Annotated in this window: 10 protein-coding genes; 6 read left to right on the forward strand and 4 right to left on the reverse strand. The window is 43.8% G+C overall.

All coding sequences use genetic code 11. From position 1 onward, the window contains the following. Positions 1 to 309: 309 nt before the first annotated feature. Positions 310 to 3336 (forward strand): hypothetical protein, encoded by a 3027-nt coding sequence (locus tag F6K63_RS19020; RefSeq protein WP_287312912.1) that lies wholly within the window; start codon positions 310 to 312, stop codon positions 3334 to 3336. A 119-nt stretch (positions 3337 to 3455) separates the two neighbouring features. Here the strand turns inward: F6K63_RS19020 and F6K63_RS19025 are convergent, their stop codons facing one another. Further along, the gene (locus tag F6K63_RS19025; protein WP_287312936.1) at positions 3456 to 3776 is read right to left on the reverse strand and encodes a DUF1823 family protein; all 321 of its coding nucleotides are present in this window, start codon (positions 3774 to 3776) and stop codon (positions 3456 to 3458) included. 161 nt (positions 3777 to 3937) lie between these two features. Between F6K63_RS19025 and F6K63_RS19030 the strand changes: the two genes are divergently transcribed. From F6K63_RS19030 to F6K63_RS19040, 3 genes are all read left to right on the forward strand, one after another. Next, positions 3938 to 4864 carry a DMT family transporter gene (locus tag F6K63_RS19030; RefSeq protein ID WP_008186110.1) on the forward strand — a complete coding sequence of 309 codons (927 nt, stop codon included), beginning with the start codon at positions 3938 to 3940 and terminating at the stop codon, positions 4862 to 4864. 261 nt (positions 4865 to 5125) lie between these two features. Further along, a complete protein-coding gene (locus tag F6K63_RS19035) occupies positions 5126 to 5572 on the forward strand; it encodes a hypothetical protein (RefSeq protein WP_287250814.1) in 447 nt (148 codons plus the stop codon). 628 nt (positions 5573 to 6200) lie between these two features. Next, complete coding sequence (locus tag F6K63_RS19040; RefSeq protein ID WP_287250812.1) at positions 6201 to 7505, forward strand: dihydroorotase; 1305 nt, start codon at positions 6201 to 6203, stop codon at positions 7503 to 7505. Positions 7506 to 7520: 15 nt separating this feature from the next. Here the strand turns inward: F6K63_RS19040 and lepB are convergent, their stop codons facing one another. Then, positions 7521 to 8141, reverse strand: coding sequence for a signal peptidase I (lepB, locus tag F6K63_RS19045; protein WP_044493708.1), 621 nt, complete (start codon positions 8139 to 8141; stop codon positions 7521 to 7523). Between the two features lie 334 nt (positions 8142 to 8475). On the opposite strand from lepB, the gene F6K63_RS19050 reads away from it, so the two are divergent. Next, a complete protein-coding gene (locus tag F6K63_RS19050; protein ID WP_287312913.1) occupies positions 8476 to 9831 on the forward strand; it encodes a dihydroorotase in 1356 nt (451 codons plus the stop codon). A 109-nt stretch (positions 9832 to 9940) separates the two neighbouring features. Here F6K63_RS19050 and tsaE read toward each other — a convergent pair whose 3' ends face one another. After that, positions 9941 to 10435 (reverse strand): tRNA (adenosine(37)-N6)-threonylcarbamoyltransferase complex ATPase subunit type 1 TsaE, encoded by a 495-nt coding sequence (gene tsaE / locus F6K63_RS19055; protein WP_287312914.1) that lies wholly within the window; start codon positions 10433 to 10435, stop codon positions 9941 to 9943. A 96-nt stretch (positions 10436 to 10531) separates the two neighbouring features. Beyond that, entirely contained in the window at positions 10532 to 11899 is a 1368-nt protein-coding gene (locus tag F6K63_RS19060) for a gluconeogenesis factor YvcK family protein (protein ID WP_287312915.1), read from the reverse strand. A gap of 670 nt (positions 11900 to 12569) precedes the next feature. Here F6K63_RS19060 and ruvC point away from each other — a divergent pair. Next, entirely contained in the window at positions 12570 to 13127 is a 558-nt protein-coding gene (gene ruvC, locus F6K63_RS19065; protein ID WP_008186095.1) for a crossover junction endodeoxyribonuclease RuvC, read from the forward strand. The last annotated feature ends 27 nt before the right edge of the window (positions 13128 to 13154 follow it).

Raw genomic sequence — 13154 nt, forward strand, 5'->3', positions numbered from 1 at the left:
CAGCCGTCAGCCCTAAGCCATTCCCGTAACATGGCTACAAGCCTTCGGTTCATAGCTGATAGCTGATAGCTGAATGCTTACTTCTTAAGATTAGCCCTAAAATTTAGTATCAACAAGCACATCTTAAAGGTTAATTTTGTGGTATTGCTTTCTTATCCCCTTAAACAGAGTAGATGTCAGTCACTCTGTCGAATCCGGTGGTTGACAAATCCCGAGGGTGGGGATAAGCAAAATACTCGACTTAAAGTGTAAGCTAATTGGAAAAGCAATCAAGTCCATTAGCAGGTCTTTGGGTCATAGATATCGACAATGGCTAAGAAGTACTGGGAATTTCTACTACAGAAAGAGGGGGAGCGCTCCTGGAAGCCAATCAAGTCTTCTGAGATGGAGATAGAATCCGGTCGGTATCGGATAGTGGCTCGTTCCAACCGGCCCAATACTGATGTAGAAATTTGCGTCAGCTATGATAGCACAGAGCAAGTGCCACCCAAACGCAAGTCCCAGAAACGATGGCGTCGCACCAACTCAGAAGGGTTAATGGTGGTTATTCCTTTCACCAAGCTTAAACCTGGTCTGTGGAAGTTACGTTGCAGTAACGATATCATGGACGATTTTCTGGGTGAGTCCTGGCGAAAATCTTTAGCGCTACAAGTCATACCCAAAGTCAAAGATGTAGAGACACCCCCGAAAACCTCTGTATCCTCATCAGTAGCAGAATCCACGCCAGTAGAATCTACCCCAGTAGAATCTACCCCAGTAGAATCCACCCCAGTAGAAGCCACCCCAGTAGAAGTCACCGAAACTGATACTCAGCCGCCTCAACTAGACAATTCCCTGAGTACACCTGAGCTAGCTGTTGATTCTCCCTCCACCAATACTATTGCTAATGACCTGAAAGCAACAGATGCTAGCTCAGATACTAGATCAGAATTATCTAACCCTCAGGAGTACGAGAGTCAGATAACACCACCAGAGCAACAACCCATAACCATTGCTGCACCAGAGTTACCTGTTGACCAAGCCCAAGCACCAATTGGGGTTAGCCCAGAGGAATCTAGTCCTAGCCCAGAGACAGTTTTGGAAGAGGTAGAAGAGGTTTACCCAGAGGCACCGGTTAATTCTGAGACCAACCAACAACTAACAGCAACTATCTCGGAAGACTTACCACTCCAATCGACTGTTGAGAATTCCATCATGGAGGAATCTCTGGAAACTTTGGAGCAACTACTACAACAGGTGCTTCAGCCAGTATTGGATGAGTTGGAAGATAGGGAATCTGAAGATAACCAACAGCTAAGAAAAACCTCTGATTCAGATTGGGTTTCAGATACAGATGTTAATCAGTACGGTTTAACCCTAAGACTAGATAAGGAAATTTTCCTGGCAAAGCGAGGAGAGTCGTTGACTATCAAAGGAGCATTGGTAGTAGATAATGATAAAATTAATAATAATGGTGATAGTATAACAGTTAGTGTTTTAGATAGTGTTTTAGAAAACTTATTCCCTGCTACTCTACGCTATCAATTGCGGTTTCCTCAAACAGGAAAACGTTTGTTAGATATTGAGTACTCACTATCTCAAGAGGAGTTATTTTTAGGATTTAGCCATAGTCTAGATATTCCGACGGATTGCCAAAGTGGTCTAATTTTAGGAAAAATCACCCTTTATAATTCACAGTCAACTCCTTTAGCAACTCAACAATTTACTGTTACAGCTAATGTAGAGGATTTATTAGAAGTAATTGTGCCAGGGAATCAGGGGATGCCCATGGAAACCATGGTAGTACTTGCTAATCGCATCGCTCAATCTGCCAAACCTGATCAACCTGATCAAGACCTTCTATTATTAGATGAATACCCCTTAGAGGAGACTACGCTGGATCTGGTTGAGCTACCCCAAAACCATCCATCTCTGTTCTTGCAACCTATCTCTGGACGGTCTTTACCACCAAAACTTTACCAGCATCAGCCGAGTGACATAACTGTTAAATCCCTCGAATTGCCCAATTTGCCTACAATGCAGTCGGTGGCTGACCCTGAGGCAAAGCACGAAGATGTCCAAGATCAGTCTAAAGGATCTGATTCCGTTTCCCTAGATGATCAAGAATCCTCGACTACAGCCAATCCAGAACTAAATAATCGAGAGCAAGATACTGGGTCAGAGTTACAGCCTCAAGACACAGTAGTTCAAGACACAGTAGTTCAAGACACAGTAGTTCAAGACACATTAGTTCAAGACACATTAGTTCAAGACACAGTAGAACAGTCCAAAGATAGTACTAAAAATACTACTGAAGATAGTAACTTAGAGATAAATTCTGAGGTCTCATCTAATTCTAATGATGCTTCTGAAGTGCTGATTAATTCCCTAACGGAATCTGAGGCAATCCAAACTATTGAGATTAGTGAGATTGATCAATCTCAGACAGATGTTCAGTTAGAGGATTCAGAATCCCTTGATACCCAGTTCAAGAATTCCAAGCTAAACCAATTATTGAATACTACTCGGTGGGAGACTCCAGATTCTGTACAAGATCCTGAGTCAATCGCTTTAGAAGATGCTTTCCGAGCCTTAAACATGGAAGAGCGTTTTTGGTCACGGTTGAGTGCTTTAGCGGAAGATGATGAATTGATGGAATTGCTGAGGTTAGAATTATCCCCAGAGAGTAATCCTGCTGGGCAAGATCACTCAGCAGTGGAAGATGAACAGAGGAATCAAACGGCTAGCAACCAAGAAGAGGTTAGGGAATTTCCAGAAAAGGTCTTGGAGTCAATGACAGAATCTGAGGATTTGTCGCTAGTTAGTTCAGAATTAGCAATGCCAGAAACACCCCCTAAAGTTGGTATTACTAGTCACGATTGGAGCACTCAGGAAATTGTAGTAGACGATATAGAAATAGCCCCACAAGCTACAAAAGCTACTGCAACTAAGCAACATGACGTTAAGGCGAAACTGGAGAATCTTTCATCCCTAGAGTTGGATGCGACCTTAACAGCACCCACTTTATCAATACCGACTACTAGGGAGTTGGTTGCTGGAGAAAAGGTAATGGTTACCATAAAACTTCCTCCTAGTCAATCTCGTCTATGTATTAAATTGTGGGTTAAAGACGTGCAAACTCGCTCTCTGCTCCAGGAAACCCGTTCTATTATAGATTTACTCCCCAATGCGGCTGGGGAGCTGGAGGCAATGACTCAATTAGTTATACCCGAAGGCACGACTCAAATCAGAATTGAAGCGATCGCAATTAATTTGGAGAACCAGCAGGAGAGTCACAAGGCGGAGTTGGAGTGTGTAGTTGTTCCTACTGATTTATCGAGTACGGTTGAAGGATGAAGTATTTTACATAGCATTTCTCAATTGGTTGAGGTACAACTTCCTAAGTTTTAGGAAGCAGGGAGCAGGGAGCAGGGAATAGGGAAAAAATCCTGTGTACCTCATAAGTATGAAAAACGCTAGACTGAGGCAATACCGTTTTGTTCCATATAATTCAGTAACCAGTTTGCTGCGGTAGCTCGGCGAGTTTGTCGAGGACCAAATTCCCCGATTTTGTAACCTTTGAAACCTAATTTTTCTTTCAATAGCTGTTTATTTTCTTTGGGTATTGAACGGGTTAGTTTTACCGTAGCAGGGCGGCTTTCTAGGAAATTGGGTGGCTCGGGATAGTCTTCTTGCCATTCAGGATTAACCTCAGTTATATCCCACTGCCCGGTAGTTGAGTTATAACGATAACCTAGATAGTACCAGAGTAGTTTATTAACGGTATCGTCATCAATTTATTCGTTTAAAATTGACCAAATTGTATTAGTATTGAGTGGCGGTAGTTCAAACATAGTTTAAATTCTAAATTAGAAATTATCAAGGATTAAGTAGACTTCTTCACTTCTCACCTGGTACCTCTGGCGGAATAATGGTAATGGTTGGGGATTGAAGCTGTATGGCTATGAAAATTATAAAGCAGCCGCTGCGGTGGCAGGTGGGATTGGTTTTCTTGGCTGGTGTGTTGGCGATTTCGACATCAGCTATTTTTGTGCGATTAGCGATCGCATCGGCTGGGGTGAGTGGGGTAGGGTTTAGCCTGTTCGTGGCTGGGTCTCGCCTTACTATTGCGTCTATGCTACTGTTACCAGCTTGGCGCAATTTCAGGCAAGCTCAGCTAGGTCCAGGTGCATTACTCTATGCCAGTGGGGCTGGTATTTGTTTAGCGCTACACTTTGTGACTTGGATTACTTCCTTGTCTTTTACTTCCATTGCGGCATCTACTACCTTAGTTACCACAACTCCGATTTGGGTTGCTCTAGTTTCTTGGCTGTGGTTCAAGGAAAAACTAACTAGGCTGACGGTTTTGGGGATTGGTGTAGCCTTTGTAGGTGCTGTGCTGATTAGTTTGGGGGATGGGGGTGCTATTAGTGGTGGGAGTAATCCTCTGTTGGGGAATTCTCTAGCATTGATGGCAGCAGTGATAGCAAGTTTGTATGTACTTTGGGGACGTGAAGCACAGCAGCGGGGTTTGAGTATCGGTAGCTATAGTGCTGTCGCCTACAGTATGGGGGCTTTGGTGTTGTTACTGTTATCCTTACTCTGGGGTGTCAGTTATCTCAATTATCCGGTAGGAGTTTACCTCTACATCTTGTTATTGGCACTTTTCCCCCAAATGGTGGGACATACCAGTTTTAACTGGTTGGTACGCTGGATTAATCCTACCCTGGTGACCCTGGCTATTTTGTTTGAACCGGTTGGTGCTTGTTTTTTGGGCTATCTGATTTTTCAGGAAGTGCCGGGGGTATTGGTCTTGGTAGGTGCCGTGGTATTGTTAGTTGGGGTTGCAGTGGCAGTTTATGGAGCGAATGTGAAAATAGGTTGAAGGTTAATCGGTTGAAGGTTACTGGCGCACGGAATAAGAATATAATGATTTATTTGCAGCGAGTGGTTTTAAACTCGAACAACTCGTTTATACTGATAAAATGAGAAAAGTCCAACAGTGCTCGAGTTTAGCCTTCAATAAAGATTTTTTTGACCTCAACTATTAGGTTTTACACCTCAACTTTCAGGTAGAAAACGTAGTAGTGTTAAAAAATTAGTTAATTGACTACAGTCGGCCAAAAGTAGGAGAAGCAAAAAAGAAATGAAAAAAATGATCAAAACTTGTTTTGTAACGTTATTAACCTGTATGCTAGTGCTAACAATCAATGGGATGAATGCCCTGGCGAGTAGTGAAACTGAGATGGAAATATGTGACTTAACTCTACATTCATTTTGTGACCGTGATCTGTTGCCGACGCAATATGTGGAACTTATTGCTCCCCCTAACCATATCTCATTTCTTCTTTTGAAAAATGATGCTCCAGGAGATAGAAACGGTCAAATAGAAAATGATGATGATTATGTTACTTACAGCGCTAGCGAAATAACAACTTACTTAGCCACGTTTTCCAATAGTGAAGACATCACAAAAAGGCTGAAAATATCCAACACTGACGCTATAACAGAGTCTCCGCAGCATTGGACATTTTATCATAGACCTGCACAAGTGGTCAAATTGGTTAACGTATTTGCTGCCAATAAAAATTAATCAATTCGGGAGCATACTATTTTGGTAAATATCTCTTATTCTATAGGCATTAACATCACGTTAATACAGCTTAATGTGGTATGTTTATTCCAAATTTGGATGCTCCCAGAAAGTCTGTAATGACTCATAAAGCTTGAAAAATAAATTGTTTTCGGCCTATTTATTACATCTTTATAAGTCTGACAAAATCTGGCAAAGTGGTATAGCAGAAGTCAAAAGTCAGAAGTCAGAAGTCAGAAGTCAAACTCTTGCGCTTACAAAGGGTGTGAGACTTTTGTCATGTCCTAACTGCCCTGTCTTGATGCAGTCGCTCATGGTTTGAAGTTACCGTAAGACAGTTGAGCCTTAATCAATAAGTTTTAACCCTTTTTTGCATAACCTACCAACCATAAAGGCTCAACGTAATCAGGTTTCGTCTCCGGGGGAAACCACGGCAGTCGCTCATGGGGGGGACCCCCAAGACCGCGCTGCCTCCCCAAGACCGCGCTGCATCGCTGGCGACTGCTATATTTTAAAAATATACTTAGTAATGTAAAAAATAAGTCGTCATAACAAGTAATTTAAATATGATTAGCTAGAAAGGGGGATTAAGTTAAAAGCCAATTATTTTTCATTTTCCGTTTCCCCAATGAATAGTAAACTACTTCAACAAGTCCGGGTTTTAGACCCAGTTTCTGGAATTGACCAAGTCGCTGATGTGCTGATTACTGATGGTGTAATCACGGCAGTAGAAACTCACATCAAGGAAATCTCTGGCGATACAGTGGTGCAAGATTGTCAGGGACACATTTTAGGACCAGGACTAGTAGACCTCTACAGCCATTCTGGTGCACCAGGACATGAGCAACGGGAAACCTGGTCTTCACTACTGGCAGCAGCGGCAAATGGAGGCTTTACTCGCTTAGCCATTTTGCCTGACACTAAACCCCCCCTAGACAATTCTGCTGTTTTAGCACAACGGCAAGAACTCCAAAACTCTCCCTATCTAAGCCTCCCCCCTTGCTCACCTCAACTCTATCACTGGGGTGCCTTCACCATCGGGTTAGAAGGACAGCAAATGACTGAATTAGCTGAACTAGCTTTAGGGGGAGTAGTGGGCTTTACCGATGAAGGTCCTTTATGTAATTTAGCACTAGTTCGACGGTTGTTGGAATACCTACAATCCTTGGGTAAACCAGTGGCACTTTGGGCTTGTGACCCTAAGTTGGCAAATGGGGGAGTGATGCGAGAAGGTATCCAGTCAATTGCTTTGGGTTTGCCAGGGAATCCTGCGATCGCAGAATCATCCGCTATCGCTGCCTTATTAGAAGTGGTAGCAACCACTGGCACGCCAGTCCATCTCATGCGTATCTCCACCAGTCGTGCTGTCCAATTGATTGAATCAGCCAAAGCAGCGGGGTTGCCAGTAACAGCCAGTACCACTTGGATGCATCTATTGCTCAATACGGAAGACTTATGCAGTTACAACTCCAATTTGCGCTTGGAACCGCCGTTGGGAAACCCAGTTGACCAAGCCGCACTGATCCGAGGTGTTCGGGAGGGGATTATTGATGCGATCGCAATTGACCACGCTCCCTACACTTATGAAGAAAAAACCGTTGCCTTTGCTGAAGCACCACCAGGAGTGATTGGTTTAGAGCTAGCCCTACCCCTGCTCTGGCATACTCTAGTCGAGACAGGGGATTGGTCAGCTTTAGAACTTTGGAAAAGTCTTAGCACAAATCCTGCTATTTGTCTACAGCAAGACCCCCCTAGCACTGCTACTGGTCAATCCGCTGAGTTAGTCTTATTCAATCCTCAATCCCCTTGGATTGTTCACCAAAAAAACCTCAAATCCCTTTCTAGTAATACCCCCTGGCTAGGGCAAGAATTAATTGGTCGTGTCGTGCAAACTTGGTGTCCAGCGAGCGAAGCGAGTGTAAAATATGAATAATGAAGTACTTAGACTTCATAAGTCAGTTGACTGATTTAATCCTTCAGGATAAATCGGATTTGGTTTCAATTTCCCCATTCGATTTAACGGCCAAAACCGCACTACAGCACGACCGATAATTTTGTCACGAGGGACAAAGCCCCAGTGGTGAGAGTCGTAACTATTGTTACGGTTATCTCCCAGTACTAGGTATTGGTCTGGTGGTACTGTTTGTGGTCCAAAATCGTACTGTGGTGCTTCTTCGATATACTTTTCCTCTATTTCTTTATCATTGATATAAACTCGCCCATTTTTCACCAAAACCTTGTCACCGGGTAAACCAATTACACGCTTGATAAAAGCATCTTTAAAGTTTTGCTCTTTCAGCCTTTCAGTGGGAGCAAATACCACAATTTCTCCTCGTTGTGGGTCTTGGAAAAAGCGATAACTTATCTTATCAATAATCAAGCGGTCGTTAATCTGTAGTGTCGGTAGCATCGATCCCGATGGGATGTATCGCGCTTCAGCCACAAACGTGCGAATCCCAAAGGCAAGAACAGCACTCAAGCTAATCGTTTTGATTCCTTCTACCCAAGCATTGTCTTTAGAAGGCTGTGTAGGTTTTTTTTCTGGTCTTTTATCTGGTACACGACTCATATCCATTCAACTACTACCGATACACAAGTTTGAGGAAATTTAAACAAATAGCTGATTGGGAAATTATCAGCAAGTTTAACAGCAAATTTAACAGCAAATTTAAACCTCTGGGGTTTTCTAGCTAGATCTTAAAAATTTAAAGTTAGTAGGGGAGCCTAAATCAAGATTATGTAAAGTTTTGTGAATAAAGTCAATTTGGCAGGACAACCCTGTTTGTTTGTGCCATGGTGGTAGGTTAGCTGCGGTTGTCTGTATTTAGCTATATATCAGGTTTGTATCTACTGTATCTACCTAGACACCGAGCAGGGAAACTGTCAAATTCTAACATCCTCCTATGTTGTCTGACTTTTGCTTGTTTATCCGCCATGCTCGTATTCTATTGCCCTCTGGTGAATTTTTACTGGGGGATATCCACACCTGCGGTCGAAGGATTGTTCAGGTTGCCCCAGAAATCCCAGTGCCAACGGACGTTACGGCATATAAAGAAATAGACGCTCAAGGCTTAACTTTGTTGCCAGGGGTAATTGATCCCCAAGTCCATTTTCGGGAACCAGGTCTAGAACATAAAGAAGACTTATTTACTGCCAGTTGTGCCTGTGCCAAGGGTGGAGTGACGTCCTTTTTAGAGATGCCGAATACTCGTCCGACGACGACGACCCAAGCCCCACTGGATGACAAGCTCAAGCGAGCGGCAGATAAGTGTTTAGTTAATTATGGCTTTTTTATCGGCGCAACACCAGCAAATCAGCCAGATTTGCACAATGCCCAGCCGACTTGTGGGATTAAGATATTCATGGGTTCAGCTCATGGTGCACTATTGGTAGATCATGAAGCAGTGATAGAACCAATTTTTGCTCAAGGTTTTAGCGAAGGTTCTCGGAAGTACAATCGCTTAATTGCAGTACACGCTGAAGACCAAGCTAGAATTAATCAGCGGCGTAAGGAATTTGCTGGAATTACTGACCCTGCTGTTCACTCTAAGATTCAGGACAATCAAGCTGCCCTTAATGCCACCAAGTTAGCCCTGAAGTTGTCTAAAAAATATCAGCGGCGCTTGCATATTTTGCACCTATCCACAGCGGAAGAAGCTGAATTGCTTAGGGAAGACAAACCTAGCTGGGTGACGGCGGAAGTCACTCCCCAGCACTTATTACTAAATACCGATGCCTATGCAGAGATTGGTACCCTGGCACAGATGAATCCGCCTTTGCGCTCCTGCCACGACAACGAAGTTCTTTGGCAAGCTCTACTCGATGGCGTGATCGATTTTATCGCTACAGACCATGCTCCTCATACCTTGGAGGAAAAAGCCAAAGGGTACCCCCACACTCCTTCGGGAATGCCTGGAGTAGAAACATCTCTGCCACTGATGCTGACTCAAGCCATAGAGGGACGGTGTAGTGTGGCTCAAGTATCTGACTGGATGTCTACAGCAGTTGCTAAGGCTTATGGAATTCCCAACAAAGGTGCGATCGCTCCTGGCTATGATGCGGATTTGGTACTGGTAGATTTGGAAAATTACCACCCAGTGTTACGGGAAGAACTTTTAACGAAATGCGGCTGGAGTCCTTTTGAAGGTTGGAACTTAACCGGATGGCCAGTGATGACCATTGTTGGTGGTCAAGTAGTCTACGACAGAGGAAAATTGAACACAGATGTGCGAGGTGAAGCTTTAACTTTTACCAGTTAAACACTATCGGATTTAACTATAGGATTTAATAATAGGATTTAAGCGCAAGTGGGAAAAAATTAAAGTTGACCGAAATTTTTGGTCAACCTCAATCCGACTAACCTTTAACCTACTCTACACTGGACGCCAAGGGCGAACAACCAGATAACCTATCCAACAGCCAAGCTAAATCAAACTGACCGTTACAGGTGAATTGTGCCTGACGTCCACCGTCCTGGGAATAGGTTAGTGTCAGATGTAGATAACTGGGTGGCAAATAGTGTAGGCGCTCAGCCCACTCGATGGCCACAATCCCCGGAGCAACCTCAATTGCCTCCCAGTAGTGTTCTGGGTTTAATGACTCTACTTCTGAGGTGGATAACCGGTACAAATCGAGGTGATACAGGGGGAGACGTCCCTCTGTGTACTCATTGATCAGAGTAAAGGTGGGACTAACAATGGCATCAGTAATTCCTAGTCCCTCACCAATACCCTGAACTAGGGTTGTTTTGCCAGCCCCTAAGTCTCCCTCCAGCAAAATGATGCTACTAGCTGGCAGAGATTTCCCCAATTCCACACCTAGCGATCGCGTTGCTTGAGCATTAGCTATAAAAATTTTGGTCATTACTTATTAGCAATAGATTACCTCGAATAATGGTTATTCGGAGTTGAAATTTGAGCTTTTATTTTCCTTTAAAAATTTTCATCGCACTCACGTTATCTAAGCATGCGCTCGACTATACCATCGTAATAAAACCCTTGCAAGCCTTTCGGAATTGTGCCGCACTAAATGAGTTTCCTCATCTTCATACATTACATTTGTCACCACAATCCGACGCCCTAATTTAGCAGTTTCTTCTCGATCTAGAAATACTGGATGAGACTTAACTTGAGCATACTTAATCAGTGACCCAGCTGAGGGGTATTTGCGATTCACCAGTACTGCGTTAAATAGCCTTTTACCACAAGATTTATCAATAGCTTTGATATGGTCAGAGACACTATATCCATCAGTTTCCCCTGGCTGGGTCATGATATTACAAACGTAGATGCGGGGTATCAAGCGAGCTGCGATCGCATCGGTAATTTCTGGCACCAACAGATTGGGAATAATGCTGGTATAGAGGCTACCGGGTCCTATTATAATATAATCTGCTTCCTGAATTGCCTTGAGTGCTGCTGGTAAAGCAGGTGGATGTTCGGGAGTACAACCAATTTTTTTGATCACTCCCCGAGCATCAGTAATATTAGACTCTCCTTCAATCCGACGTCCATCAGCTAATTCAGCCCAAAGGCTGACATCAGTTAGGGTAGCTGGCAACACTCTTCCTCGCACTGCTAATACCTGAGAACTAGCAGCAACAGCTTGTTCTAGATCCCCAGTAATATCACTCATTGCGGTCAGGAAAAGGTTTCCAAAACTGTGACCGACTAAACCACTACCAGCTCGAAAACGGTATTCAAACAGTTCGGTTAACAACTTTTCTTGGTCTGCCAGTGCCGTTAAACAGTGACGAATATCCCCCGGTGGTAGCACTCCAATTTCCCGTCGCAGCCGTCCACTGGAACCGCCATCATCAGCTACCGTAACAATAGCAGTGATATTAGCACTATAAACCTTTAGTCCTCTAAGTAAGCTAGAAAGACCAGTGCCACCCCCAATGACTACAATTTTCGGTCCCCGGTTTAACCGACGATGATCCATCAGCACATCAATCAGTTTTCGATCGTGGTCGGGTTTTAAAACTTCCGTAATTGATCCTACCGTCCGGGTTTGCCCCCAGAAGATGAAAACCAGACCCAAGATCAGCGCAATTGGACCAGACACATGGTTAGGAATAATGGTGGTAATTTTCTCTAAAACTTGGGCTGTGAATTTAATGATGTAAAAAACTGGGGTCAGCTTTACCCAAATCGCTAATCCCAAACTTGTTAGCACTACACCACCAGCACTTAAAAGTATCCAACGCTTCACCAGTAATCCAGGGGCTAACCACTTAAACCAACGGTTGACCCGCTGAGGAATTCGACCTCTCGATTCATTTTGTAGGGTACGTAGAGCTCTTTTGAAAAGACTGATTGAGGACATAACTACACTCAGTATGGTAAATACAAAAGCTGGATAGACATTGCTGGTCGAACTCCAGCACTTGACAAGGAGGCGATGCATGTAGTGAGGAACGGCTAAGGCTCCGGAAGTGCCTGTCAGATTGGTACTTTCTTTGCCTAATCAAACATTCGTGTGAAAAGCGCGTGATTCACATAGCCGCTCACCCTTCAGGTATAGCGGTTTTCATTGATATTACTGATAAAGGTGCGCGCCTCCAAGGGCGCGAGGGATTGCTCGCGCCCTTGGGTCGCACCTCAATGGTGAATTCACCATGAAGCTGGTACTGATCACCACAGTTTCAGATAATTAGGCTAAGGTGTGATTAATACAATATCCGGTACCTAAACGTTATGATCAGAATTTACCCGTGGATATGCCGAAAGTGGTGAGGTCGATTGAGTTGCCATTTAGGGTATGAGAGTAGTAGCGTAACCCCAAAAAATACGGGGTGAAACAGAATAATCCCAAGTAGTCAGCTACCCCAGACTTCTTTGATTCCCGTTAAGGTGTGGCTGCTTAGAGGTCATGACTTAATGCCGAACGCTACAGGTACTAGGGATCATAGCACTAGGTAATAGGGATGATAGCACTAACACCATTAACCTAATTTAGTGATTACACTCGAAAGGGATTAACTGCAGTGAGCCAGATGGAAAAGCGAATTTTGGGAATTGACCCAGGACTAGCTACTTTAGGTTTTGGCGCAATTAGTTGCCAAACCACCAAAATTAGTAAGTCAGCAAACACAAAAGGCTCCTTAGGAGTGGCCAAGCCTTCTAGGCAGTCACTAATACAGGCAACCCTTGAACCATTGCAGTTGCTAGATTTTGGCATCATCCAAACCCCTGCCAAGACTGATTACGGCTCACGACTGTGTACGATTTACGAGGATTTACACACCCTGCTTGAACACTGCCAACCGGATCTGGTGGCGATTGAAAAACTTTTTTTCTACCGTATGAGTACTACGATCTCCGTAGCTCAGGCACGGGGTGTTGTGGTGTTAGTAACAGCACAACATCAAGTTCCAATGGTAGAGTTTACACCGGGTCAGATTAAACAGGCAATGACCGGATATGGTAATGCGGATAAATATGAGGTTCAGCAGGCTGTTATGCGGGAGTTAAACTTAGACACCATCCCCAAACCAGATGATTTAGCAGATGCCTTGGCAGTCGCATTGACCGCCTGGTTTCATATGTCTTGAACACTTTACTATATCTGTGAACTATAT

Source organism: Moorena sp. SIO1G6 (assembly GCF_010672795.1).
GTDB classification, from domain to species: domain Bacteria; phylum Cyanobacteriota; class Cyanobacteriia; order Cyanobacteriales; family Coleofasciculaceae; genus Moorena; species Moorena producens.